The following is a 26,071-nucleotide window of genomic DNA, read 5'->3' as shown; positions in this document are numbered from 1 at the left end:
CCTGCTGGATATGGACTTTTCCTATGCGGCAGTCCTTAGCCTGATCGTTGGCCTTTATTTAACCAGCTTGTTAATCACAACCAGATCGCTCAGTTATCTGTATCCGACTGAACAATTTCTGGCATTATTCTTTCACTGAGAGAAAAAACGGAGTGTCGATAAGCCACTCCGTTTTTATAATGCACTTATTACGTTACTCTAGAACTTAGTTCATTTAACCTCGATAATACTGTCAGGCAATATCTGTCTTATTTCTAAAATGTCTTTTTCACTGAAGCCGTCATATAAGATGAGCCGCTCAAGGTCATCAAAATTACTGAGAATTGATAGGTCGTCAATACTCACTCTGTAAATCCTTAATGTCTTGACCTTACTAAAGGGAGCAAGATCAGTTAAATAGTAGAACGGCTCTTCGCCCTCAGTCGTAACACCATGCAATCCGTCATAAAGCAGGGCATCTTCAGAATAGTTGTGGTTTACAAAAGATACGATATGGGGGCTATTCCCTGTATACCTAATGATGAACTCAATCTTAAAGCCCTCGTTCAGGAAGAAATCGGGATTGGATTTAAGATAGCTGTTTACAGTTTCTCGGACCCGATTATATAGTTCTGGCTCATCAGGGTGCACCTTTCTTCTTACGTAGGTGAAACTGCAAAGCTTTTGTTCATCATCCATTCTGATATAATCCAACTTTAGATAATCTCCGTGCTCCTTTTTCACCTCGGTAATTAAGCCCCTGTTTAGGTAGCGCTCCCTAATCTCCGTTCGGGAAGTATAGAGAAAATATCCTGTGAAAACGAGGATTACCACCATCAAAATATGGAGAATATTAATTTTTCCCCGGGCTATTGTTTGAAGTCCCATTTATATCACCCTCAATGATACGAATCCTGCTGGTAGTTACTCACCAAGAATTTTACGACAGCAAGTGTAACAAAAACCCAGTTAATAAATGGTAACACGTATCGTTAGAAATATAAATAATTTTACAACTATTCTTGCAATCGAGACACGTCCTAGTACTTCCAACTGTTTCTGGGGCAATACAGTATCAGAACATCAAGGGAGGAGCAGATTATGCACATTCTCAACCACATGGAGTCTGCCCCCAGGCGCCTTCACCGGTAGTGATCTTCAGGAGAGTAAAGCGGTTAAATCTCAGCCACCAGGTAACCGGATAACAAGAATAGCATTAAAAAAGTGGCTGCTTTCAGGCAGCCACAACTTCTTCTGCAATAATTCCATTTACAAAGCTCCAAATGAAGTAGAACTAAATTAAACAGGGTTCGGAAGCATCCGAATCCCTACGACCTAATCTACTGGCAATCTATGAGCGTCAAACTCAAAGGTGAATCAAGATATGCTTGCACCATGAGTACTGAGACATTCCAGGTGTCAATATCAGCAGGCGGTTCCAGCACAAACACATGCCTATAGACGCCAGTGATCGCCAAATATCCACTCGCTGACTCGGGGGTAGAAAACAAACACCAGCACCGCCCCCAGGGTGTTGAGCAGCAAATCATCGACATTAAAGCTCCGACGCATTACCAAGCCAGTAACGGTCGTAAGTAACTGGGCCGATTCAATCATAAGCGAGACCAAGAAAGCAATCAGTGCCACCTGCATTACGGATTTAACCCGAAACAAGCAGGGCAGGTAAAAACCCAAGGGCGCTAGAAACAGCAGATTATAGAATGAAGGACGGACAATCCTAAAGGCTGGTCCCAAGCCGTAGTCCAGCATCCGCACAAAATCCCAAACGAAATAAAATGGATACGGCTGGAATAAGCGAAGCGGTCCTTGGTAGCCATCAGTCGGCAAAGGCGGAATAAAGATGCCGCCTAAGGCCTGATGCAGAACATTAAGCACATAAAACAGAAAGCTATAAAACACCAGGCGCCGCAGCAGGTTGTCTTTACGCTTACGGTAAAAGTCGATCAAAATGTAGACGGTCAGCAGCAACATTCCCGGCCAGAGAAATTCAATATAGTTATAATGCAAAAACTTAACCCCTTTCCGACAGCAATGCTACCTATTCCTTTATTACGCGCATCAGGCAAGTAATCCTGTCAAAGTATATATAACCGCTTCTGGGAAAACTATCGGTAGCAATTCAATAGGAGGCAGGTAATGCACACCCTTAGCCATTTAGACGAAGCACTGAATCAAAAGGAACAGGCCCTGGTCCAATATGTCCGCTACATGCGGGAGGCCCAGGACAGCAAGAACACAGATATCGCCGCACTCTTTGCCGATCTGGCCAAGGCAGAGGAAAAGCATATCGCTGTAATTCGCGACCAAGTAGCGAAGATGTCCAACGGCCACAAGCTAAACACCTATCAACATGTCAACCAAGATAACTCCCAGAACTCAAACTATGAGCATACCACAGGAGATATCCCGCCCCTGGCCCATTACGATTCGTAGACAATAAGCGGCTCCGGAACATTTCTCCGGAGCCGCTCGCATTAATTAACAGTATAATATTTATTCTTTGCTGTCATTGGCACCCTCTGCGACAGCCTGGCGCATAGCGGAGACTGTCTCATCTATGGAATAGGTCCGCCCCTTTTGAATGTCAATTTCTGATTGCAGCAGCTTCTCCCTGAGCTTCAACATACTTTCACGCCGAGCAAACGCCTCTATATCCATTACCACAAGATCGCCACTGCCGTTTTTCGTCAGGTAAACCGGTTCACCTGTGCGCTTACAGAGCTCAGAAATCTCCTTGTAATTCTTTCGTATTGCAGCAGAAGGTCGTATATTCATTATCACTCACCTCCAAAATATAATCGATTTGTATCCTTATTGTATGCTAATTATGCCCCTTGACGCAAAGAGTGTAAATAAAGAGAGATCATCGCGCCCATGCACATTACTCGCATAAAACGACATTACGGCCCTGAATCCCTTACGATTCAGGGCCGTTCTTCTACATCAACACCAAAATAATGTAGCTCGACTGCCTCCCACGTGCAGCTTTCCATATCAATGCGGCCACTATCCTTAAAGATTACTCCTTCGGCTTCAAGCTTCTGCCGCTGGACACCCTTGCCGCCAAAGATATGGGGCGGCGCCAACTCGCCTTTGCTATTCACCACGCGATGGCAAGGAAGATTTAGCTCTTTCGGGACCAAGCGCATCGCCCTGCCCACCATCCGCGCACCCCGAGGCCGGCCGAGCATAGCGGCTATTTGGCCGTAGGCAATCACGCTACCTGCAGGTATTTGACGAACCAGCTCATAAACACGCCTGTTAAACTCATCCGTGGAATAGGCTGAATGTCTTATTGATCTATTACTCAAACTCCATCTCATCCCAGGCATATACAGCTAATTTTCTAGCTGCCCACACCGTCAAAATAGATGCTACAACCAAAATCACTGCACTTGGCAGAAACGCTGGCGTGAAGAAGATGGTGAACACATCCCGAAGCGCCCATAACAGCAAGGGGCCACCGGCACCAATTATATAAAGCAGCAGGGCCACCCAGCAAAACACTTCACCCAATATGGGATAACGCTTATCAAGCTTGGCATAGTAAAACAATTCCGTGGCTTCGTGGACAGCGACAAATCCTAACTGAAGGACAAACACCGCCATCAATGTTAACACGGGACTGGTATCTAACAATAAACTGAACAGGAAAACTCCGATTCCCCCCAGCAAAGCAGCGGGCACAAAAACTCGTAGCATCCTGTAGGCAAAAACAGTATTTGCCCCTAGGGCCAGGGTCTTGATTAGTTGAAATCTGCCCTTGAGAAGTCCCTTGTTTGTCGCTGTTTCAATCGGCACAAACATGACTATCACGCCCAGGGCAGGCAGCACGGCTGCAGCCAGCATTGCAACCACCAGAGCAGCTTCAACACTGCCGCCCAACCAATTGCCCCGGGCAAATGGAAACACAGAAACCACAAAAATCCCCAGCATCATGATAAAGCCCGGAAGCATCTCCTGATTGCGCAGAGCGAACTTCCACTCGGTAAATAACAGGGAAGGGATCAACCCAGAAGTCCCCTTGCCCCTACGGAAACTGGTTTTGGCATCCGTCGTATCCTGAACGTTGAGCCAGCCCTGGTAAAACAGCAACCGGGAAACCATAAATGTGAGAAACAATGTTACAACGCCAGTAGCCAACAAAATCCCTGCAGGAACGATAGCTTCCCCAATCGCACCTATTACAAGAGCATCTACAATTTTACCTGCGGAAACCATCGGAATCAGGTTGGCGCTGCCTTCAAACAGAAACAATGCCAGGCCCTCAATTACGTCCGCATTCCACACTCCCACCCAAAAGGCTGCTGTGAGGAGTAGATTCAGGGCCGTTACCAACCCGCCAAACACTTTAACAGATACAACCCGCAAAGCCGCCATACCAAAAACTACGGCTAGTGCCGAGGGGACGATGGTAAAGGCGAATATGACTACCAACAGCAGTGGAAAGTAAGACCAATGCATTCCCCCGACCCAGCAGGCAGCTAACAATAAAGGCAGCGACAGAAAGATGGTATCTTTAAAGCCTTTAAGGATACTAGTCAAAAACTTAAAGGCGAATACGTGATCGCCCGGTAACGGTGTAGTCACGAGCCAAGTCAGATCCGCAGACTTATAATAGTGAGGGACTAAATTCCTTAACCCCTGCACCAAAACAACTAAAAACACCCACAGCAATATAAAGGTATAAATTATCCATGCCCCGGGTCCGGTAAAACCTTCAGCAAAGCGGGAAAATACATAACGCTGTAGTAGCCAGGTAAATCCCATTAGGCCAGCGCCAATTAGAATTACCTGCATTAAAACTACAGCCAATCCTTTTTCCTTGCTCCCGTTTCGAAGCATTTTCAAGTGTAAACCCAGGAGCATCCTGAATCCGGACATTATTGGTTGCTCCCTTCGGTAGTTAGGGCCATGAAAACTTCTTCCAGGGTTGCTCCGGGTGCCTGTGCCCGAAGCTCATCCATGGTACCTGTGGCAATCAACCGCCCTTTGTTAATAACACCAATCCGATCAGAAATCAGCTCCGCAATCTCCATTATATGAGTCGTCAGCAGGATCGCGCTCCCTTCATTGGCCAATGTCCTGAGCAAATCCTTAACCCGTTTAGCGCTCACTGCGTCCAAACCCGAGGTTGGCTCATCAAGGAACAAAACCGGGGGTCGGTGCAAGATTGCCGCTGCAATTGCCGTTTTCCTGCGCATCCCCATCGAGTAACTGCCCAGCAGCTCATCAGCCTTATCCGTTAGCTCCAACATCTCCAGGGCATCCTTGATGCGCTCATCGATAACTTCACTGTCCCGCAGGTAAACGGAACCAACAAAGCGAAGGAACTCCCACCCGGTCAGCTTATTGTACAGAAACGGGTTGTCGGGAACATACCCGAACTGACCTTTAGCTGCAACCGGCTCCTGCACAATATCATATCCATTGATACTCACACTGCCAGCGGTAGGCTTAAGAAGACCTGTGCACACTTTGATAGTGCTGGTCTTGCCCGCACCATTTGGGCCCAAAAAGCCAAAAATCTCTCCCGGCTTCACCTCAAAACTAACATCATTTACAGCCCGGGTCTTCCCGTAATCACGAAAAAGGTTTGTCACCTTAAGCATCTAATTTCCTCCCCACCAGATAAACTGAATTACCTAGATAATACACATCCCTTCTATCTGCATCAAGATTTTTCGTGTATCTGTAGTAAAAAACTGACCTCAGTTCAGACCGGAGGTCAGTTTACTAGTTCTGCATTCTAATCCCTGTTGTGGAAGTGGAAAAAATACCTGAACTATCTGGCTCCTTTTATTACCCTTTAATATATAAGTTAGATCATCCAGATAAAATCCAGGCCATTGTATCGTCGCTCACGAAGTTTGACGGCGTAACTCTCACCGCCACTGGTAGCTTAACCGTCATTACGCCACCGTAGTGAGAGCTTTGCCGTCGTTGAATTTAGTTGCTGATGAGCCTACGCCTCAACAAGAAGTAAGTCATTGCCACAATCAGCATTGCTAACAGGTAGGAGAATAATTGTCCGCTGGTTTTCGGCAGCTCTTCAGTCTCGCCAAAGATGCCAAAGGTGCTAAATTCGCTGAGCTCGGCCCAGACATAATGCTCTTCCAGGTTTACGCCCTGGCGGGGCAGTTCCACCCACTCCCAGCTGTCGGTGTCCTCGTTAAAGGTGTAGCGGTAGAGTTTTAAGCTGTCTGTCTTGACTCCAAGGGGTAGGTTTTCGGGATTAAAGCTAACCTGTATTCGCACTGTGCTGTCGGCAAAGTTGTCGGTGCGCAGAAGTCTCAGGTATATCCCGCCAGGAACCATTCCCGGGGGATTACCCTTTTTTGCATCCTCATCATAGAGGGTTACGTCGATTTGCCCCCCCGGTAATTTCCTCGGGCGAGGTGACGATCATGGTGACCCTGTTGCCATGGAAGTGCAGTACAACTGGTTCCTCGGGGATGTCGATGCCAGTTTTTGAGTCAGTTCGCACAGAATCATAGGGCCAAAATACGGCGGTGATGGTTGCATCTGCTATGGCTGTGTAGTCAAGCTTTGCCTCGGTGCCGATTTCCTTACCGTCTTCAAGCCATTGCACAAACCGATATCCTTCAGCAGGGATAGCTTCAAGTTCTGCCACCGAGCCTTCCGTATAGGTGCCGGATCCGGTAACGGTGCCACCTTCTGTCGGAAGAGCAATTATTCCGATGCCGTAGTTCCTGATAAAGCGGGCTTCTAAGGACCTCGCCCCTTCAGCAGTAAACTGGTATTCTGCTGTGGCAGCAACTAGTTCGTCTTCTTCATACCAGCCCAGGAAGGTATAGCCGGTATTGGCAGTGGCCATTAGAGTAACTATGTTGCCGTGATCATAGGTGCCAGTTCCAGTCACAGAGCCACTTGCCGTGGGCACTGTAGCAACATCGATGATGTAGCTGTTTAATTCGAACCGGGCTTCCAGGTTGTATTCTTCAATGCTTGTAGTAAAGGTGTAGTTTTCATTAATGCTGAGTAGGTCATCGCCCATGTACCAGCCTAAAAAGCTGTAGCCGGAGTTGGTTCCGGCAGATATGTTAATGTCAATTCCCAAGACATAAACACCGCTGCCGCTGGGATTGCCTCCCTCAGCTGGGTAAGCCTTTAGCTCTACATCTACCCCGGGAAATGAAAACTCCTTGCTTATGGAGCTGGCACTACTATGATTGTAAGCATACAGCTTCACATGATAGTTTCCTGGCAGATTGTAGGTGTGGCTGGGATTCTGCTCATTGGATCCCGCCGTCTGCCACCGTCAAACATCATTTGTATATACGCCATCCCCGCCCCCAATTAGCACAATGCTCCCATCGGGTAGGGCAACGCTGGTGTGGGCATATCTTGCTGACCATGTGGCAGCTCCTGTTATTTCAGTCCAAGTGGCGCCTTTGTCTGTGGAGCGCCAAATATCATTTCGACGCTGGCCATCCCAGCCACCCATCAGGACAATACTGCCATCAGGCAGGACAACGCTGGTGTGCCACATCCGGGCCGACCAGGGGGCAGCGTCGGTCATCAGTGTCCAAGTGGCGCCGTTATTGGTGGAGCGCCATACATCATTTGCTTTGGTCCCCCAATCACCGCCGCCCATAAGCACAATAGTGGGAAACGCCCCAGAGGGGGATCGGCGGTGAAGTCCGCCTCTGGGGGACTTGTCCCCGGGGAGGCTTCAGAAACTTGTAATAGAGCGCTAGCCAGGAGCAGTGCCATTAGGATAGAAAAACCTTTTATGAACCAGTGCCCCTTGTACTGCGGACTATGTATTACCATGGTTAATCCTCCTCTGATTACAACTTATTCCAGTAGCATTGAGTGCTCAGGAATGCCCGATGTAATCAGGTGATGAGCTTGTTCCACAGGGCTGCTGTCCCCTTTTGGTAGAAATGGTCCAGGTTAACTAACAATCTTTTCATGGCGGCAGGCTTAATTTCCAGGCTCAATACCTCGGCGTTTAGTTCGATGGTCTTGGCAATTATTATCTGCATGGTAGTGTTTAGGTCATCGGGAACCTCAATCGGCTTTTGCTCACCAAGAAGTTGGTACTTAAGCTTGAGCATTTCTGCCACAATGCTAGAGATGGCATTGGCAAAGACAGTTTCATGGCGGCACTTAAAAATTAAGGCAAGGGTTTTTCGGTTGGCAATCAGGAAATCGAAGTATTCATTGCTGTACCAATTTTGCTCCTCACTGCTTAAGGGAATCTGCAATTGCATTTTATGAAGAATATGGGTGCGGGTGATGAGCAAGTCTTGCAGGGCTTGAATCTGACTGGGAGGAACCAGAGCAGAGAGGATTTCCTGCTTGTTTGCGAAGTATCTGTATAAATTGCCAACAGATATTTCTGCCCCTTGGGCAATGTCCTTGATATGTGTCTGCTCGAAACCCTTCTCCAGGAATAAATTCATTGCAACTTCTTTGATGGTATTGAGGACTTCATGCTTTTTGTACTGGGCCATTTGTGTGCTCCTCCTAAGGTAAAAGCGAATCATGATTCGCTTTTAGAGTATAGCACTTGGGGATTGCTGTCAATATTTATTGCTTATTAAATTGCTTGAGTTGAGATCAATAGTCATCGTGTACTAGTGACAAACAAAAAAAAGCCCTTGGGCTCTCCTCTTCTTACGTTTCGGGTTTTGAGGGTCAGGAATCCGCTTTGCCTCTAGCTCCCGGCGAGTTGCGCCCGCCAGGCGCAATTGCCTAGCCAAAGTGCTGTAAGTGAGGGCCCCGTTTTCAACAACGCCATGCTCCTCTAGCATAAAGATTATTTGTTCCACGCTCCGCTCGGGTCGTTCCTGACGTAGTTCAATTGCCTTTTGCAGCAACTAGGCCTGTTCATCACCAGGAACATAATTAACAAAGGAAAATCCTTCTCGCAAGACGACTGCAGGTACAGGGGTGCCTGCCCGACGCATCATGATCAGGTTATAGTATTGAATTGAAGTATCAAGCACTTCAAGAACCTCTTTCGTAAAATATAGTTACCCACAACCTATGCGACTGAATAACTCATAGGCATGCAGAGAGAAGTTTTATCTCTGGCGATTACCACAGTCTGAATTAGCCATCTGCTGCAACCCCAGATAATCCAGAATCACAATTCGCTTGTTCACCACTTCAATCACCCGGTGCTTGCACAAGCGCCCCATTATCCTGGAAACAGTGGATCGGTAGGCGGCAATCATATTCGCCAACTCCTGATGGGTGACATCAAAATCAATCATCACGTAGCCCATTTCCGTCTGCACACCCTGCTGGTCGGCGAGACGCAGAAGCAAGTTGGCGAGACGCCCTTCGACAGTCTGAAATGCCATATCTTTGACCTGGGACATAACTATCCGCATTTTGTACGTAACCAACCGGACAATCTCTGCATAGAGCTCGGGATGCTCTTTAAGCATGCGCTCAAACTCGGCAACTGGAATTGAGGCAATCTGGCATGGACTGATGGCTTGAGTCACCACGGCGTTAATATCCTGCTGAAAATAAGTAACCTCGCCGAAAATATCTCCTTTTTTCAAGATCAACAAAGTCTTCTCTTCGCCGTTTTCATCATAAACAAGGTGTTTAACCTTGCCCTCATGAATAAGATAAACTGACTCCGGCGGAATCTGGTCCAAGTGAATAATCTCGTTTGTTTCATAGGTTCGCAACACTCCGCAATCGCCCAGAAGCTCTAAAAACAACCTATCCACCTGCAGACTCCCCCTTATTGATCTATACCGTATTAATACTGCACTCAGGCTCTGAATCCTGCTAAAACGTAAAAGCGGCCCCGCAAAAGCGGGGCCGCAGCTGTACTTCTATCCGTTGATAATATTATCCGTGAACACCTGAGTCTCCTGAATAGTCTTGTCATCCACCGGCGTAGTGACGAGACTAACTACAACAAACAAGATACTGCCAGCAACCAGGCCCCAGAAAGGTGGCAGGATGCCAAGCCCGAACGGGTTTGTCCAGAAGAACTGGGTGAGAATCAGCACACCCATACCGCCAAACAGGCTGGCCAGGGCTCCCGCCTTGGTGGACTTCTTCCAGTAGAGGCTACCGACAAAAGCCGGGGTCAGCTGGGCAATTCCACCAGTGGAGATTGCCAACAAGTTGACCAGCATCGTCGGCTGACTGATGGCGATGTAGAGACTGACCAAAGACAAAACAACAATCATCCAGCGGGAGACCATGGTCAACTGCCTAGAGGAAGCATCCGGTTTAATATGCTTCTTATAGACATCAACAGCCAGGGTTGTGCTGACCGCGTGGGCCTGGGAATCCGCCGTGGACATGGCCGCTGCAAACCCGCCGCCAAGAAGAACCGCCGCAAACACTACCGGAGTGTATTGCCACAAGTAGTCAACCATGAGCTGGTCAGGGCTGCCAGCGCCGGGAGAAATAACTCTAGCAAGGGCGCCAACGGCCGGTGTGAACCAGTAGATAATCGTCAGGTAAAGGGCGCCAAAGATGCTGGCCCACTTCAGGACCTTCAACGACTTGGCTGTAAACATCCGAATAATGATATGCGGTCCCATGGCCATTCCAAGACAGATAACCACCCAGCGGGAGATATAATTCCACGTAGTTATTGCCCCCGAGGGTCCTGGCAGTGAAAAGAACTCTGGAATTGACCGGACTGCATCCTGGAAGGCAGCTGCCGAGGACCCAGCTACGTTCCGCACTATCAGCCAGCTGCCAAGCAAGATCCCGACAAACATGAAGATTCCCTGGAAGGTATCGGTCCAGGCCACTGCCCGGATCCCCCCAGCCCAGACATATGCCACGAGTATGATCATCATCACCGTAGCGCCCAAGGCAAAGGGTATCTTACCTTCTGTTACTGTTTGGAAAATATAGCCCGAGCCAGTCAACTGAATCCCGATATAAGGTGTAATGAATACGGCATGAATGAAAACTGTAAGCAACCCTATCAGATTCGAGTCATAAAACTTGCCCATATATTCGGCCAGAGAGAAGAACTTATGCTTCTTGCCCAAAATCCACAGCCTGCGCCCAAAGATCCAGAACAACAAGGCCGGCGGCACCAGCCAGAGGCCGTTCACCCAGAAGCCGACACCGTCATTATAGACAAAGCCAACTATGCCGGTGAAGGCGTAAGCGCTGTGAAAAGTAGCGGCAAAAGTAAGGGTGAGCACCAGAACTCCGAAGGAACCGCTGGCGACAGCAAAGTCTTCAATACTGTTCTGGCCTACTTCCAGCTCCGGTAACCAAAATACAGGACCATGACAAGATACAAACTGATAATTGTTAAACCAATCATCCAAGTTTCCACTACTTGTCACCCCCGTCCACATGCTGGTCAAATGTTTCTTCAATATAATCTACATTCCAGGTCTTGAACTTGAGGCCGAACCAGATCAGGCCACCGATCATGGCCATGTACCAGAACTGAAGCCAGACCCACAAGGTCGGCCAACCGAAGATCAAGGGGTTGGTTTCGGCGTAGGCGCTAACCCAGTTCACTACAGGCGGATTGGTCATAAGCAGGGTAAAGATGAAAAAGACCGCGACAATCAGATTTTCTTTCTTCGCTAAAGACATCCTTTATCCCCCTTCATTTTTTTGGAGCGGCAGGACAAAATGATTAGATAGTCAGACAGATTAGATCACGGATTAGATACAGATTAGATATCTATTTTTATTTGTCCTGCCACTCATTAATGATTGTGACCAGCTTCGATACTACCCAGTCATGATACTTGTTGCCGAACTCAACAGTAGACTTGGTAGGCCGTCCCGAGGTTCCTCCAGCGGCCTGAACAGACTCTTCCATCTCTTCTTCGGTGCTGGGAATATAGCAGAGCATGTCATTTTCCACCCGGGGGTCTACCTGTTTGTAGTCGGGGCGCTGGTGGGTAAAATCTCGGGCCTTTTCCAATTGCACAAAATCGCCGCGAACGTAGAGCATGTGGGATGTCTCAAGCTCGTCGGCATGGCCTAGAAGCCCCATACCTTCCTTCCTTGCCAACTCCTTGGACAAAAACGCCGGGTCGGCAATCAAGACATCAACCTCCAGCTGCCGCTTTGCTCGCTCACCGGCAATCTGCATCCAGCTGATGTTGACAATTCGATGCCCGTTCAACAGCAGAAACTTCTTAAACCCGTGCTTAGAAAGACTCTCGATTACATCATACAGATACTCAATAAGAATTTCCGGGCGGATGGTAACAGTGCCAGTCAAGACCATGTGGTGCGGGCTCCAGCCGTAACTGACCGCTGGCGCCACCAGCACACCTGCCTCCTCAGCAACAGACTCGGCAATTGCCTCCGCGACCATTGTGTCTGTGCCCAGGGGCAAGTGCTCACCATGCTGCTCAATACTGCCTACAGGGATAATAATTGTCTGTGACCGCTTCAGATACTCCGAAGCCTCATCCCAACTGTTGTGATGCAGCCACACTTTATTAACCAAGAACTCACCTCCTCCGTCTTTTCCTTTAACCTTATTTTACTTGGAACAAAAAATAAAGCTGTGTCCTGCGACACAACTTTAATGGGATGAAGGGTGTTGGTTACAATTCCGTCCTCTGACGATATACGCAGCCTCTGAGGGCCAACACTTTAAATCGGGACATCACTCCAACAAAGCGATGACCCGATGCTTAGAAAGATGATTAGATCAGGGATCTACTCTGAAGATCCGCTGTTTGCGGGACTGAACCGATTCTCCTTCCTCATATAGAGGGGTCAAAGTCTTCGATAGCTCTGGAAAAGTCAAAAGTATAATTAAATCGGTTGGGTCCGCGATAGATGGGTCAATCTCTAGAAGCAGTTGTCCCTTCCGCACCATATCTCCTTTACTAATATACTTTTTTATCAGACCCTTTTTTTTAAATGACTCCAAACCAACATGAAGTAGGAGTGCTGTGCCGGTTTTCGTTTTGAGCCCTAGGGCGTGGCCGGTAGGATACAGAGCATCAACAGTGCCCGCAGCTGGCGCATAGATACATAACTCCGAGGGGGCTATATTAATTACTAAACCCGGCCCCATCATTCCATTTGCGAACACCTCATCATCTACATTTTGCAGATTCATAGTAGTGCCAGTTGCAGGTGCATATATATGCTCGGCGGATTTTCTAAACATCATTCATCCACCACCTGAAATCTAAAAGTTGTGCCGGGTTTAATCATATGAACCAAATCGTGATCTTCAGAGACAATATGCCCAACAACATTTATCCTTTCATCCTCGGGTAGGTCTGCTAACAGAATTTGCAACTCCCCTGAGTACCGCAAATACTTTTCATTATCTATAGTTACAGCATATTTGATTCTTGGCTCAGGTGACCTTGCTTCTACGCGAGCTGCAAATGAAGCCATTTCCCTTGAAGATTGTGACCGAATCGAAAATTCAGCCTGATCAGGGCGGGCAAGATGAAGTTGCTCCACAATAATCGCCCGTTCCATTTCAGTTATTTTATTGCTAAGCATTTTAATTCTTAACTCCACGCATCCGGAATCAATTACAGCAGCAACTTCAGATAGTTCTTCTGCTGACACAAATGAATCGCCGAATAATATTTCATCAACCACTCCTGTGGCCATCAACTCAGCGGCTGCTCTCCCAGGAGATGAATAACGCTGTTTTTCGACACTTGGCAATCCAGCATACAAAGGCCCTCGCGGTTTGGTATGCGACGCAATACATGTGGTAACCGGTATATTGTATTTCTTATACAGCTGACACTTTTGAATTAAAAATTCCATACTCAACCCGGTCTCTTCCCTGGGGTAAAAATTATGACAAGCCTTTAAGTTCCTCATGTCGAATCCAGCCTTGGTAATAATCTCGAGGAAGTCATCAATTTCACTGGCAGAGAGTGTTGACGCGTTTAAAACCAGCCCATTAACGTTTAAACAATCTTTGAGCAGTTTGAGGTCATGCTCAGTAAAGCCATAGTCTAAACGAATGTAGTCAATTGAAGTATCTTTAATCTTATTGATGTAGCTTTCAGCCTGAGCAATCTCCCGGACCTTTGTTGCGGAAACATCTAGGGTTAGCTGCATCTGATGCTCGGTTACAACTGAAGATAAATTCCTTGCATATTCAAGCATTGATTCTAGAGGCAACTCCGGTAAGTGCAAGGTGGAAAATATCTGGCTATAGCCTTGGAGTTTGGCAAGGGCGATATAGTTTTTTTGCTCGCAAAATCTATCATTTGCCTCGGGATACACAGAAATGCCTAAATCAATCTTGCGTGCTACCTTACTCACCCCTTTCTTTGTAAGTTAGGGGCCCTTTGGCAGGGCCCCTTTATTCCCAGTATAACACTTAAGCTTTCATTGAGCTCTTCGAAGAGGCCTCCAAACTATCTAGCAGGTTCTTCGGAACTGCAACCATATAGGTAAGCACGAATCCTGCAACTGCAGCAAGGGTATATGCAATTACATAGTGGAGGGGGTTGGTGGCAATGGCTATGCCAAGGATACCGGAAACATAGACCCCTGTTGCACCCAAACCAACTGCCCCGACAAAAGCCCCGCCAATCGCGGCTCCCAAACAAGCAGTTATAAACGGTCTGCCCAACGGTAATGTTACACCGAAGATTAACGGTTCACCGATACCCAAGATTCCGACCGGCAATGCACCCTTAATTGTGTTTTTCAGACCCAGATTACTTCTATACCTTAACAGCAAAGCAATACCAGCACCTACTTGCCCCGCACCAGCCATACTATTCATTACCTGTAGCTGGGTATAGCCAATTTCATTAATCAGTTCCAAGTGGATTGGGGTAAGCCCGTGATGTAGGCCCGTCATAACCAGTGGCAGGAACAAGAAGGAAATGGCTGCCCCGGCCAATGCCCCGCCAACATCCAACAGTGAGAGCACAGCATTAACTAGACCATCGGCAAGGAAACCGGCAACTGGCTGCAAGACGTAAAGGATCAGGAAACCCGATATTAAAACGGCGAAAGTCGGTGGGAAATGAACTTTTATAGCATTCGGGCTAATCTTTCTCAGGTACCTCTCTACCAATGCCATTAAAATTCCCGCAAGCATTGCGCCAATAACTCCGCCCCGGCCAGGAGTAAGACCGAGATTGCCTATCGCCGGAGTAATGAGGATTGAACCTGCGACTGCACCCAAAATTGGCGACCCTCCGAATACTTTTGCGGTGTTCATTGCAACCATTATGATTATATAGCCGAAGAAGGCAAACCCAATTGCATTAAGTGCTTGCATAAAACCAAGATCCATACTTACCCCAAGACTCTGCAAAAACTTAGCGAACCCGGCCACCAGACCGGAGCCGATCAGCGCTGGAATAAGCGGGGTAAAGATTTGACTGAGCATGCTTACAGCCAATTTTTTTGGTTTTCCTCCCGAATCTTCATCCCCAGCTTCTTCTTCATCGATAATCTCCATATTAAGTTCGGGAATTTCATTGAGAGCTTGAGCAATCTCTTGAGCTGTACCGGGTCCAAGGATTATCTGAATATCTCCCCCTTTTGTGGTAGACCCTAGTACGCCTTCAATGCCCTTTATCTCGTCAAAATTAACCTTTTTGGAGTCAACAACATCAACTCTTAACCTTGTCATACAATACTCAATATGGTTGATGTTACTTGTTCCACCCAGACCTTCAATAATTTTGTTCGCAATAGTGGATAAATCCATTCTATTCCCTCCCATTTAAATGAAGTGTTCTGCGATACCATTCAACGATGCTAATACCTCGGAGCACATAAACTCCAGTCTTGACGCAGGTCAGCGATTTTCACTCTGGGAAGCATTAAAGCTTTGCTATATTTAAACCCCGATTCCACCCCCCTAGAGATTGAATTGGATGAATAAAAATCTCTGTAAGGAAACTTGACACTTTCCCTGAACATCTCATAGCAGTTTAGCGCCTCAACCCAGGCGGAGTAAGATTCTGAGATATCATAATAGGCTGTGGGATGAAAACCCTCTAAATCTTCCAAGTTCTCGCCAAAATACAGACTGGCTTCCATCTTAAAGTTATCTGCCATATATTTAAGTCCATTGATCACGCTCTCATGGGTTTGCACATGGCGAGGATGATAACTTCCCTTCCAGTGGGTAATGACGACATCAGGCTTTACTTTCTTTAACACATTCCCGATATCCATAATTCCCGCTTCTCCCTCCGGAATTTCTCCCGCCTTGTAGCCCATCCAAATACACTTAGATTTCAACTTTGCTGCGCTGTTCTCCATTTCCGCTTCCAGCTGTTTTGCATACTCAATTGACTTATGAGGGCCTTTCCCCCTTTCACCCCTTGTCATATGAATTAGCCAGGTGTCCCAGTTTTTCAAGCTAAGATCCCGGGCAATGGCGCCGCCCATTACTTCCGCATCCATGGCATGCGCCCCAAAGACCGCTAAAGTTGGCAAAGCTTCACCTCCTTTTAATAAACCTTCGCATATATGCCAACATATTCTCATACTAAGTTGACGTAAAAGCTAAAAGTTTATCCTGTGCCCGTACTGCTCCATTAGCGCCTGGTTTCGGTCATCAGCACCTTCCAGGTTGCCGCTAACGAATATTGGCGGTTCATGGCCCTGCTCCTGCATAATCCGAATCGAGTCAGCAATTACAGCGTTTAAGATTGTAGCGCCAACCACTGTAGATACTGGCCCAAAAGCCTCCGTTATCCCTTCAGAACGGAGAGAGGCATCCCCCGGGACAGTTTTGTTGTCAATTACGACATCTCCAAAATCACATAGGTGTTTGCCACTATCATGCCGGGACGGTTGCGATTTGCTGAATTGTAATGATGTCAGAACAATTACCTTCAGTCCCTGCTCCTTGGCTGCACACGCAACTTCTATCGGCACAGGATTCCGCCCCGAGTTCGACACCACAATCATGACATCCTCAGAGCGAAAATCATGATCCTGGGCTACAATAGCCCCATAACCTTGAAAGCGTTCCAAACTTGAGCTCTTCCGAGGTCCCTCATGTAGCATCAATCCAGTGTTAAACACCGGCTTAACAGGCACCAATCCCCCAGCCCGGTAGAATAACTCTTCGCAGAACATATGGGAATGGCCACAGCCAAACACATGAATTACGCCGCCATCTATCACTGCCTTGGCTACAATAGCAGCAGATTCTGCAATTTCGTCCTTCTCGGAAAGCAGGACGTCATCCAGCAATCGTTGAACCAACTTAAAATATTGGGTAATCATCTGCAACTCTCCCTGTGCATTCAATTGGTGTACGAAGATTCAAGAGCACCTACTATATCTTCTGATTCTTAACATACTGAGTGTACTCAGCATAAACTTCATCATTATGGCTGGAAGCAATCCCCTCAACATTGGGAGATACGAATGTTGGCATATTTACACCCATTTTTCTCAACAACTGTGCCGTTTCCGCTACCAGAGACATGGAGATAAAAATTGCAGTAATTGATGAGCATGCAGCCACCTTAGCTATTTGACCCTCAACTTCAACCATAGAGTCCTCAAGAGGGACACAATTATCTATTACTACATCGGCAGTGTCCGCAAGACACTTGCCGCTCGAATGTTTGCTCTCTGTGTTGCGATAGTTATCCATTGAAGTAATGGCCACAACATTCATTTTTTGCTCCCGGGCATACAATCCTGCCTCTATGGGCGCAGCATTTGCCCCTCCATGGGAATAGACGATAAACGTGCTTCCCACTGAGAATGAATAACTCTGCAAAAAGTTCTTTATATAGCCTTCCTGCCGCTCTATCCATAACAATTCCCGCGCACCACCGGGACCGATGGCAGTATGCCAAATTAAGCGTGGATCTACAACTGGATGAAAGCCAACGTAGCTGCCATAGCGAGGGAAAATATCCAATGCTGGCAGCGCAGAGTGCCCACTACCGAAAGTATGAACCAGCTTTCCGTCGTAAATACTTTTCGCCATTAACTCACTGGCCTTCTTAATGTTATCCATTTGAGTAGATTGAATCTTTTCTAGCACTTCCATCGATTTACTTTGAAAAACTCCTGCTGACACAATCAACCACTCCTTCAGAATTTATTATAAGTTATTTAATACTACCGACTGTCCCCTTGCTTCCTACTCAGCTATCAGGTTTACCTTGATGGAATAACGGTCGCCGCGAAGCATCGTTACTGCATACTCGAAAGCTTCTTCATGCTTTGTATACGATGTACGCTTCACCAAGAACGCAGTTGCGCCAACCCTTACCCCCAACTCATCAGCGATCATCTGATCTTTAATACTTATTGCGTTGTATTCTTCATCTGCACGATAAATTTCCGTATCATAGTGTTCAAAAAGAACCTTGTATAAAGACTGACTTTCTTCTAGTAACTGGCCACTTAGACCAGGAAACATCTTGCACGGCAGTATGCTTTTCTGAAACGCCATCGGTTGCTGGTCAGCAAGCCGGATTCTCTCATAAACCCATACCGGGCTATCTAGAGGCAGACCAAGAATCCCAGAGATTTTCTCATCCGCTGTTTCTTTAGCGAAGCGAACCAGCTTCGCTGAAGGAGACATACCTTTCTCCTTCATCTCTTGAGTAAAACTAAGCAAGTTCACGAACCGTTTAACCTTTGGCTCTGCTACATAAGTGCCTTTCCCTTGTATACGATAGAGAATACCTTCTTGGACAAGTTCTAATAATGCTTTACGAACAGTAATCATGCTCACGTCATAAACTTTTACCAATTCGTTTTCACTTGGAATACGCTCATTAACCTTATAGTCGCCATTCTCTATTTTACGCAAAAGTTGGTTTTTGACTTGATAATACAATGGCTCTGGTTTTGTTCTATCAATCATAAAATCCCTCCCATACAGCTCATGTTAACATGTTCTTATACTAAGTTATTCGTCACTACTTTTTGTATTCCTTCTTTTTTAGCAAAAAAATTTATTGATTTAACGTGCCGCCTATGGACGCCACACCCTGTTATCCTTCCTGCAATATGATACTTTTTAGCACCACTAACCCCAATTATCATTTGTTTCACTAAGGAAGTATATCATCAGGACGTAACAAATGAGATTGTTCCGACAGTCTCATTACACTCGTGGTTCACACTCCGACCCCATAAACATTGTCCGTAAAATTGCGATACAACGCTCTTTTGCCTGTTCGTCTTTGTAATGTAGATGGTATAGATATTGGTCTGTAATACGGAATCCCCACGCAAGTGCGAATATGTCCCGCACTAAGGCTTCATTCATCGTAAAATCCATGCCACCGCTTTGCACCCCACGAAGGTATCCGTCGATGATACACTTTTTGAAATCGGGCATAAGAGATACATCCCTGTCAGAATAGACAAAGGCCTCCATTAGGATATCTACTGCATCTTCGCCCATTCTGCCGTATCCGGCACAGTCCCAGTCAATCACATAAATATCTGTTCCATCAAGTCCGGGCTTGAATATGATATTATCGTGATAGAAGTCTCCTTGACATATGGTAAGTGGCAGCTTGTCCATAGCATCCAACAGCGATTCAGCTCTAGCGGCAAAGTCATTCAGTGTATGCCTCAATTCCTCGGGGAAATCCTCAATCTCTGTGCCGAGCTCTTTTTTTATGTCCCCCCACCAAAGATCAAAGCTGGAACGAACTGCTGGATAGCTTCTAAGAAACGGCAAATCATGCTTACCGTTTTTATGAAAATCTGCTTGCAGCTTTCCAAGTCTTTCAGCAGCAAGTGCCAATTCCGGAGCGTGTATTAAGTCATCACCTGTTTTACCCTCAATGTACTCCATCCAGATTTGAGTCAAATCCCCGCTTTCCTGAAGCAGATAACAACGGGGCAGCTTGATGGTTTGAAGTAGCTTCTGGTCAAGCCCGTGGCGATATATTTCGTATTCCCGCCGCCAACACTCAGGATCCCCGTGCCGGTCCCATTTCTGCTGCTTTTTTAGCACGAGTGAAAATGGGTAGGAACCCTCGTTTGAAAAAGCCTGTCCTGATATCTTGCTTACTTCCCCCACATCTCCCCCCTGAAGCAACTCGCTTTCATAAGCCACGTCACTCACCTGAACACCAAGCATGTTTGACAGGGCTTGTAGAAGCGGTAATCTACTTATCTCAGACATATGTTCTCCTCATTTCTTCTTGCCGTGACGATAGGCAGGCCAGGCGGCGCCAGGCACTATCCACCATACGGTATAATCCGGAGCAAACCGGTTCCAGGGGCGCAGTATAAGCTTCTGCTTCTTCTCCGCCAGCAGCTGGCCGCAACCCGGCATTGGCAAAACGGGTATAGTTCATGATTATCCCCCCCCCAAATGGCTCTAAGAAGTAATACGCCCCCGCTTAGATAATCCCTGCCGCACTTTACAAATAAAGTCGGCGCTAACTAAGCGCCGACTTTATTTCTACTAAATATCTAATTAGATTGTCCAAGTCATCCAGGCGCTGCACAATTCCACTGCCAATGATTACTCCATCGGCGTTATTGTTTACCACCGTCCGGGCCGCATCTGGAGAGTTAACCCCAAAGCCAACAAGCATCGGCAGATCTGTGAGATTCTTCAGCCGTTGGATTGTTTGCACATAGGCAGATGGGACTTCCTGTTTTGCCCCGGTCTTGCCCCTAGCAGACAGGACATAGATAAAACCACTGGCTCTGGAGACCTTATCCTTCAAGAGCACGTCGTCCATGGTCTCGTCGCAAATCTGTATTGATGCCAGCGACTCCGGCAGTGACAACTCCTGGCCGTCGGGACAGATAATCCCGTCAACAGCGTTCAAATCACCGTGAATTACCGCCTGAATATCCTGCCGATACCCCATCAACAACAGCGGAATATTTCCCATAATTTCCCGAACCTTGTGCAAATCATCCTGCAAGTCTTCAGACGTCCATCCGTTTTCCAGGGCATGAGCATGACTGTCCGCGATAACCTTGCCGTCCATGTACGGATCCCGGGAAGGAAGCCCGACCTCCAGTGCGTCTATACCAGCATTGCCAACGGCGGCCACGGCCTGAAAGAACCGTGTCCTGTCCGGATATCCGAGTGTAAGATAGCCAATAAGACTTTTCCTTGTCCGCAACCCCTCAAAGCGATCCATTAGCCAAACAGCTGCAGAATCCAGGCAATTATCGGGCCGAAGAATGCGTAGTCGGTCTCAGACAGCACCCGCATCACAGACTCATATGCGCCAATGGAAGGCAACAGAAGTGCCTGTCCAAAGATCAGTATCAGACCATTGACGAATGAGCCGGCAATTGCGCCTACGCGGCCACCAGTCGCGTTACCAAAGATAGCAGTAATCGCGCCAGTAAAGAATACGGGAATCAGGGGCGGGAACACAACTATCGGATAATGTGTGGCAGCTAAGATTACCATCCCCAGGGTGGCTGCTACCAAGCTGGAAAGGAAGCCAACGATAACACAGGTTGGATGATTGGGGAATAAAAGCGGCACATCCAAGCCAGGCATCGCATTGGGCACGATTTTCTGAGAAATACCGTGGAACGCTGCAACTACCTCGCCGAGCATCATCCGCACACCGGTAATGATGATTGTGATGCCAACACCAAATTGCAGACCCTGCATGATTGCAAAGATAAACATGTTCTGGCCGCCACTGACTTCACCATGGACAAAGCTGCCTCCAGCCAGAAGAACCAGCAGGACAAAGAAGAGAGTCATTATGACACTGAGGGCAATGGTGGTCTCCCGCAGGAAACTGAGACTGTCGGGAAGCTTAATCTCTTCCAGACTGCGCTTGCCTTTGGCAAACAATTTACCCAGATGCCCCGAGATAACAATACCGATGGAACTGGAGTGTCCGAGAGTAAACCCTTCACCGCCGGGGACATGCTTCATCAACGGAGCGACCATTGCACAGCTAGCTGTCAGATAGACACCTAGCATCAGCGAGCCAACAATTGTTATCCACAGCGTGGACAGACCAGTATTAACAGTCAGCAGCGCTGCAATCAGACCGGCATAGAAGAAGGACACATGGGCAGATAGGTGGATGTACTTATACTTCGTGATCCGAGCCAACAAAACATTGACCAGAAACCCAAAGGCGAAAATTAAAGTAGCTGTTGCGCCGAATGCAGCCATGCCAGAACCAATTGCGGCATCCAAATTGACCTCGGTTATGTCCATGTTAAAGATACTTTGGAGCAACGGCTGCACTGGCAGCAGAGTAATTCCCATACTCTTGGCGCCTGCGTCAATTAATAGAAATCCAACCGTGGCCTTGACTGTCGAGCCTACCAGCGTTTTGGCCGGCTTTTTCTGGGCCAACATACCAATCAAAACGACTAGGCCAACCAAAAAAGCTGCTTCACTGAGAATGTTTTCGACTATGAACAAAAAAACAGTCCGGATTAAATCCATCAAACTACACTCCTTTAATTATATTGCACTTAACAACTTGTCCCGCAGCAACTGCTTGTCGGTCAGGTTGTCCAGGGCGATAACCTTGGCTTTGGTATTGCGAAGAGTGTTAGCCAAGTCTGTGGTCGTAATGATAATATCTACACCCATGTCACTGACTGAGCCAATATCTGTGGATTCCACCTCTCCGGCAATCCCCTCCTGATCCAATACTTGTTGAACATAAAGTTTCAGCATCAGGCTGCTGCCCACTCCGGCGCCACAAACAGTAAGAATCTTCATCACACATCACCTCCATTCATTTCAATAACCCTTAAGACATCGATAACGCTTTGAGCGGACATTAACGCATTTACCCTTTGTTTGTTTTCCAAAACACCCATCAATTCAGCAACAGCCTGCAGGTGCATCTCACTGTCCAGAGCGCACAGGGTTATCAGCAGTCGCACTGGGTCATTTGCCTTATGCCCGAATGCCACCGGGGTTTTTAACACCGTCAAGGACATTGCAGTCTGCAAAACCCCTTCCTCCGGGCGGGCATGGGGCATCGCTATCCCCGGCCCAATAACCATATAGGGGCCCAGCTCTTCGAAGTTCTTAATGATTGCCTTAACATAGTTCTCGCTAATCGCCTTGCCCAAGAGCGGGGCGCAACTTATCTCGATTGCCTGCCGCCAATCCCTGGCTTCCACGGACAGCGAAATGTACTCCGGTAGTATTAGATCTTTTAGTCGCATTGTTCTTCCACCTTTGATTGAGTAATTATCTTCCAAACAGCAGTTGGGTTATCGGACTCCGCCAGCGCGCAGACATTACGTTCAGACGCCACTAGATCAAAGAGCTCCTCCAAAGCAGATAAATGTTCATTTTTCTTCCCAGGAACCAGGACAAACACCAATCTGACCGGGTCATTAGCCTTGTGACCAAAACGCACGGGCTCCCTGAGTACCGCGAGGCTAATCCCGGGGCGCAAGGCGCCTTCCTCCCATTTGGCATGGGGCATCGCCACCCCCGGAGCAATCACAATATGCGGCCCCAGGGTCTGAATCTGAGCGAGCATCGCATCCACATATTGCTGCCGAATATAGTCATCTGCCAGCAAGGGCGCTGCCGCCATACTAACCGCCTCCTGCCAGGTCCCCCCGCCCGCCAACACCTGTATATGCTCAAACTTAAGCAGGCGGGTCAGTGCTGACTTATCCTCGCTTGCATGAGTACGTCTGAAATAGTGGTTCAGCTCTGCCCGCAGCAGCAGATAGTCGACCTTGTCACTGTGCTTGCCAACAATGTCCAGAACATCCGCGACGAGCTTCTCCTGATTTCGCCAACCTGGAGCCGAGTCGCCAAGGAACCTGGCCAGGCGATTAATGTCCTGAGTGGACAAAAATGGTGAGACAACAACCACGGGTTTGGGAACTTCCGGCAGGGGCAGCGTGGAAATTATCAAGTCGATATCCTCAAAATCCTGGCGCTCACGAAAGTTGCTGTATGAAGCCACCTCGACCAATTCCAAAGCGGGGAAGTTGTTTTGCACCTTCACTGCCAGCATCCGCGCAGTCCCGATCCCGTTACTGCACACCACCAGGGCCTTGCGCTTAACCGTTTGCCCGGACAGACGCTCTAGGGCGGCGGCGAAATGCAGGGCAATGTAACCAACTTCGCCCGGACTGGGAATCACACCGCCAAAATCATTGTCTTGGCACCATTCCTCGATTTCGGTATAGATATCCGCATGATTAGCTTGAATCTGCGACAAGAGCGGGTTCTCCACTGCAGCGCCGGCCTGGATCCCTGAGTTTAGTAAATGGTTATATAACCCTTCTGCCAATTCCAAATCCAACCGGAGCTGCAAATCTGTCTTCTCACTGATGGCATCAATCATCGCCCGCACATATTCGCGCACAAACTGAGAATCGCCAACAATGCCAACCTGCAAACACCAACCCAGATACCGGACTTCTTGCTTGCAATCCAGGTCAAACTCAACCAGGCTATCTAGCATCAGCTGGCCACAATCCAGCCACGCATCGTCCACCTGGGCCGAAAACCGGGCGACCACATGGCCTTGAAGCATCCGCTGAACCACAAAGGTCAGCCTGGCAAGCAGCAGCAAGCCGGCAAAGTGCTCGGAAGACCACTTCCCGGGCACAGACTGCCGCAGCGCCTTCTCAACCGACGAAACCAGGCTGCCGGGCAACACCCGCCTCAGGTACAATTGCCAGTTCTCACATTCGCCGTACAACAACTCAAACAGCTGTTGTTCATCCAAAGCGGTTAACACATGCTTGTAAAATGCGTCTCGAATGTCAGTCTCCTTGCCACTGATCCTCAGTCCTTTATTATCCGAACTGACAACGACACCCAGCGGCTGTAACCGCCTGCGGACTTGTTTCAGGTCATTTACCAGAGTCACCTTGCTCACGCTCAGGTCTTTGCTCAGTTTAGAAAGGGTAACCCTGCCCCCTCCCCCCACAAGCGCGGCAAAGATCTGTTGTCGGCGCTCGCCAGGAGAAAGCACATAGTCGTAAGAACCAGCCTCGCGCAAAGCCGCCAAAACACGCTGGCGCTCAGAGTCAGACAAACGCAACCGAATCCCCTTGCCACTCAGCCGGTCAAGACCGGGCAGGTCGTTGGCAGCCAGCCAATCGTCCAGCTTGTCCAGGTCATATCTAACCGTTCTTGGACTAACCTGGAGCTGGTCGGCAAGTTCAGTTATGGTCAGAAAGTCCGCTATGGCCATCAGTTGACGAGTCATTTCCGCAAGCCGTGCATTCAACATGTTACCACCTCCCCTGTGGCAAATTTTTACCGTTACTATTTCCTCTACCCATACATTAACGCCCAACCCCCTGACAATCAAGGGATTGGGCGTATCATTATTTGGCAAACCGTTGTGGCAAATACTTTAACGGGGACAAAAAGCCTCCTATGCAGGCGGTTACTTCCAGAGTCATTTTGAGATAATAACGTCCCCTAGCCATATAGAGCCGAGCGATCTAATCGTGCGTTAGGTTTTGCTTAGTCAAATCATTCTTGCCCAATGTAATGCCCTAAGTACAGTAGCACCTACTCAGTACACCTTACCGATCAGAATCAGCAGATCCTAAACCACCACTTTCCCCGACCAGGTTAACAAACATCGCCACTCCTCTGGGGTCAAGTGTTCCCCCAAGAGAGTCAGTTTGCCAATACCGTCTAACAGCTCATCCCGGCCTGCTGTTGTTCGATGAAAAAGACGCAGGACATCGACGTCCTTGCTCAAAGAGTTGATCTTTGTCATAGCTATTGACAGCCTTAAACTAAAATTAGCACAATGCGCATCTACATTATAGCAAATTTATGTTGGCAACCACCGATTTGTGGCCAGTAACAGCTAAATCTTTAATCAAACGCAGTAATGAGTTTGCAGCCTAGTCTAGCCATGAAGCCAATATAGCTTGGTTGTAGATGTATGGTGGTTATTGGTGCCGCTGACGACCTCAAGGGTTTATTGGCAAATCAGCTAGTGAAGAGTATCAAGATCGGCAAAATCAGTTTGATCGACACTATAGATAGGTGATAGGTATGTCACCTGTCTATGGTACCCGCTCATAACTATAGCCCTCTTGGCCATCATGATCTACTGCCTCATCAAGACTAAATCGCCGCCCTCTTCGCCGACCTAGCTAGAGAAGGAACGCATGTCGCTGTAATCCGCGACCAGGTGGCGCAGATGTCCAACCGATC

At 47.8% G+C, this 26,071-nt stretch carries 29 protein-coding genes and 1 pseudogene; 1 reads left to right on the top strand and 29 read right to left on the bottom strand.

Annotation, left to right across the window (positions count from 1 at the left end):
* Nucleotides 1–210: 210 nt before the first annotated feature.
* A complete protein-coding gene (locus FH749_04500; protein ID MTI94738.1) occupies nucleotides 211–867 on the bottom strand; it encodes a hypothetical protein in 657 nt (218 codons plus the stop codon).
* Nucleotides 868–1,434: 567 nt separating this feature from the next.
* Entirely contained in the window at nucleotides 1,435–1,971 is a 537-nt protein-coding gene (locus FH749_04495; protein MTI94737.1) for a VanZ family protein, read from the bottom strand.
* 165 nt (nucleotides 1,972–2,136) lie between these two features.
* Between FH749_04495 and FH749_04490 the strand changes: the two genes are divergently transcribed.
* Nucleotides 2,137–2,433, top strand: coding sequence for a hypothetical protein (locus FH749_04490; GenBank protein MTI94736.1), 297 nt, complete (start codon nucleotides 2,137–2,139; stop codon nucleotides 2,431–2,433).
* Between the two features lie 60 nt (nucleotides 2,434–2,493).
* On the opposite strand, the gene FH749_04485 is transcribed toward FH749_04490, so the two are convergent.
* From FH749_04485 to FH749_04355, 27 genes and pseudogenes are all read right to left on the bottom strand, one after another.
* Nucleotides 2,494–2,778, bottom strand: a complete 285-nt coding sequence (locus tag FH749_04485; protein ID MTI94735.1) for a type II toxin-antitoxin system Phd/YefM family antitoxin — start codon at nucleotides 2,776–2,778, stop codon at nucleotides 2,494–2,496.
* Nucleotides 2,779–2,924: 146 nt separating this feature from the next.
* Nucleotides 2,925–3,323, bottom strand: coding sequence for an MGMT family protein (locus tag FH749_04480; protein ID MTI94734.1), 399 nt, complete (start codon nucleotides 3,321–3,323; stop codon nucleotides 2,925–2,927).
* Nucleotides 3,304–4,884: a hypothetical protein gene (locus FH749_04475; protein ID MTI94733.1), complete on the bottom strand. Its 1,581-nt coding sequence runs from the start codon at nucleotides 4,882–4,884 to the stop codon at nucleotides 3,304–3,306. Before FH749_04475 ends, FH749_04480 begins: the two co-directional genes overlap by 20 nt.
* Entirely contained in the window at nucleotides 4,884–5,612 is a 729-nt protein-coding gene (locus tag FH749_04470; GenBank protein MTI94732.1) for an ABC transporter ATP-binding protein, read from the bottom strand. Before FH749_04470 ends, FH749_04475 begins: the two co-directional genes overlap by 1 nt.
* 337 nt (nucleotides 5,613–5,949) lie before the next feature.
* The gene (locus FH749_04465; protein MTI94731.1) at nucleotides 5,950–6,318 is read right to left on the bottom strand and encodes a hypothetical protein; all 369 of its coding nucleotides are present in this window, start codon (nucleotides 6,316–6,318) and stop codon (nucleotides 5,950–5,952) included.
* Between the two features lie 31 nt (nucleotides 6,319–6,349).
* A complete protein-coding gene (locus tag FH749_04460) occupies nucleotides 6,350–7,213 on the bottom strand; it encodes a hypothetical protein (GenBank protein MTI94730.1) in 864 nt (287 codons plus the stop codon).
* Between the two features lie 69 nt (nucleotides 7,214–7,282).
* Nucleotides 7,283–7,618 carry a hypothetical protein gene (locus tag FH749_04455; protein ID MTI94729.1) on the bottom strand — a complete coding sequence of 112 codons (336 nt, stop codon included), beginning with the start codon at nucleotides 7,616–7,618 and terminating at the stop codon, nucleotides 7,283–7,285.
* Between the two features lie 244 nt (nucleotides 7,619–7,862).
* Complete coding sequence (locus FH749_04450) at nucleotides 7,863–8,516, bottom strand: helix-turn-helix transcriptional regulator (GenBank protein ID MTI94728.1); 654 nt, start codon at nucleotides 8,514–8,516, stop codon at nucleotides 7,863–7,865.
* Nucleotides 8,517–8,696: 180 nt separating this feature from the next.
* Nucleotides 8,697–8,846 (bottom strand): annotated as a pseudogene (locus FH749_04445) (integrase).
* A 210-nt stretch (nucleotides 8,847–9,056) separates the two neighbouring features.
* Nucleotides 9,057–9,719: a Crp/Fnr family transcriptional regulator gene (locus FH749_04440; GenBank protein MTI94727.1), complete on the bottom strand. Its 663-nt coding sequence runs from the start codon at nucleotides 9,717–9,719 to the stop codon at nucleotides 9,057–9,059.
* A 108-nt stretch (nucleotides 9,720–9,827) separates the two neighbouring features.
* Entirely contained in the window at nucleotides 9,828–11,351 is a 1,524-nt protein-coding gene (locus FH749_04435) for a sodium:solute symporter family protein (protein MTI94726.1), read from the bottom strand.
* Nucleotides 11,308–11,577, bottom strand: a complete 270-nt coding sequence (locus FH749_04430) for a hypothetical protein (GenBank protein ID MTI94725.1) — start codon at nucleotides 11,575–11,577, stop codon at nucleotides 11,308–11,310. Before FH749_04430 ends, FH749_04435 begins: the two co-directional genes overlap by 44 nt.
* A 97-nt stretch (nucleotides 11,578–11,674) precedes the next feature.
* Nucleotides 11,675–12,436, bottom strand: a complete 762-nt coding sequence (locus tag FH749_04425; GenBank protein ID MTI94724.1) for a creatininase family protein — start codon at nucleotides 12,434–12,436, stop codon at nucleotides 11,675–11,677.
* A gap of 219 nt (nucleotides 12,437–12,655) precedes the next feature.
* The gene (locus FH749_04420) at nucleotides 12,656–13,126 is read right to left on the bottom strand and encodes a PTS glucose transporter subunit IIA (GenBank protein ID MTI94723.1); all 471 of its coding nucleotides are present in this window, start codon (nucleotides 13,124–13,126) and stop codon (nucleotides 12,656–12,658) included.
* The gene (locus tag FH749_04415) at nucleotides 13,123–14,253 is read right to left on the bottom strand and encodes a DUF871 domain-containing protein (protein MTI94722.1); all 1,131 of its coding nucleotides are present in this window, start codon (nucleotides 14,251–14,253) and stop codon (nucleotides 13,123–13,125) included. Before FH749_04415 ends, FH749_04420 begins: the two co-directional genes overlap by 4 nt.
* A 58-nt stretch (nucleotides 14,254–14,311) precedes the next feature.
* On the bottom strand, nucleotides 14,312–15,676 hold the full coding sequence (locus FH749_04410) for a PTS sugar transporter subunit IIC (GenBank protein MTI94721.1): 1,365 nt from the start codon (nucleotides 15,674–15,676) through the stop codon (nucleotides 14,312–14,314).
* A gap of 35 nt (nucleotides 15,677–15,711) precedes the next feature.
* Nucleotides 15,712–16,449, bottom strand: coding sequence for a PIG-L family deacetylase (locus FH749_04405; GenBank protein MTI94720.1), 738 nt, complete (start codon nucleotides 16,447–16,449; stop codon nucleotides 15,712–15,714).
* A gap of 18 nt (nucleotides 16,450–16,467) precedes the next feature.
* Nucleotides 16,468–17,196: an SIS domain-containing protein gene (locus FH749_04400; protein MTI94719.1), complete on the bottom strand. Its 729-nt coding sequence runs from the start codon at nucleotides 17,194–17,196 to the stop codon at nucleotides 16,468–16,470.
* Nucleotides 17,197–17,248: 52 nt separating this feature from the next.
* On the bottom strand, nucleotides 17,249–17,977 hold the full coding sequence (locus FH749_04395) for an SIS domain-containing protein (protein MTI94718.1): 729 nt from the start codon (nucleotides 17,975–17,977) through the stop codon (nucleotides 17,249–17,251).
* 93 nt (nucleotides 17,978–18,070) lie between these two features.
* Nucleotides 18,071–18,802, bottom strand: coding sequence for a GntR family transcriptional regulator (locus FH749_04390; protein MTI94717.1), 732 nt, complete (start codon nucleotides 18,800–18,802; stop codon nucleotides 18,071–18,073).
* A gap of 243 nt (nucleotides 18,803–19,045) precedes the next feature.
* On the bottom strand, nucleotides 19,046–20,080 hold the full coding sequence (locus FH749_04385) for an aminoglycoside phosphotransferase family protein (protein MTI94716.1): 1,035 nt from the start codon (nucleotides 20,078–20,080) through the stop codon (nucleotides 19,046–19,048).
* On the bottom strand, nucleotides 20,073–20,255 hold the full coding sequence (locus FH749_04380) for a hypothetical protein (protein ID MTI94715.1): 183 nt from the start codon (nucleotides 20,253–20,255) through the stop codon (nucleotides 20,073–20,075). Before FH749_04380 ends, FH749_04385 begins: the two co-directional genes overlap by 8 nt.
* An 84-nt stretch (nucleotides 20,256–20,339) precedes the next feature.
* Nucleotides 20,340–21,059 (bottom strand): tryptophan synthase subunit alpha, encoded by a 720-nt coding sequence (trpA, locus tag FH749_04375; protein MTI94714.1) that lies wholly within the window; start codon nucleotides 21,057–21,059, stop codon nucleotides 20,340–20,342.
* Nucleotides 21,059–22,345: a PTS ascorbate transporter subunit IIC gene (locus FH749_04370; protein MTI94713.1), complete on the bottom strand. Its 1,287-nt coding sequence runs from the start codon at nucleotides 22,343–22,345 to the stop codon at nucleotides 21,059–21,061. Before FH749_04370 ends, trpA begins: the two co-directional genes overlap by 1 nt.
* Nucleotides 22,346–22,363: 18 nt before the next feature.
* Nucleotides 22,364–22,630, bottom strand: coding sequence for a PTS sugar transporter subunit IIB (locus FH749_04365; protein ID MTI94712.1), 267 nt, complete (start codon nucleotides 22,628–22,630; stop codon nucleotides 22,364–22,366).
* Complete coding sequence (locus FH749_04360) at nucleotides 22,627–23,082, bottom strand: PTS sugar transporter subunit IIA (GenBank protein MTI94711.1); 456 nt, start codon at nucleotides 23,080–23,082, stop codon at nucleotides 22,627–22,629. Before FH749_04360 ends, FH749_04365 begins: the two co-directional genes overlap by 4 nt.
* Entirely contained in the window at nucleotides 23,073–25,124 is a 2,052-nt protein-coding gene (locus FH749_04355; protein MTI94710.1) for a BglG family transcription antiterminator, read from the bottom strand. The genes FH749_04360 and FH749_04355 overlap by 10 nt, the downstream gene beginning before the upstream one ends.
* Nucleotides 25,125–26,071 lie beyond the last annotated feature (947 nt).

This window comes from Bacillota bacterium, assembly GCA_009711825.1.
GTDB lineage: Bacteria > Bacillota > Proteinivoracia > UBA4975 > VEMY01 > VEMY01.
This window is presented reverse-complemented; position numbering and strand designations above follow the sequence as displayed.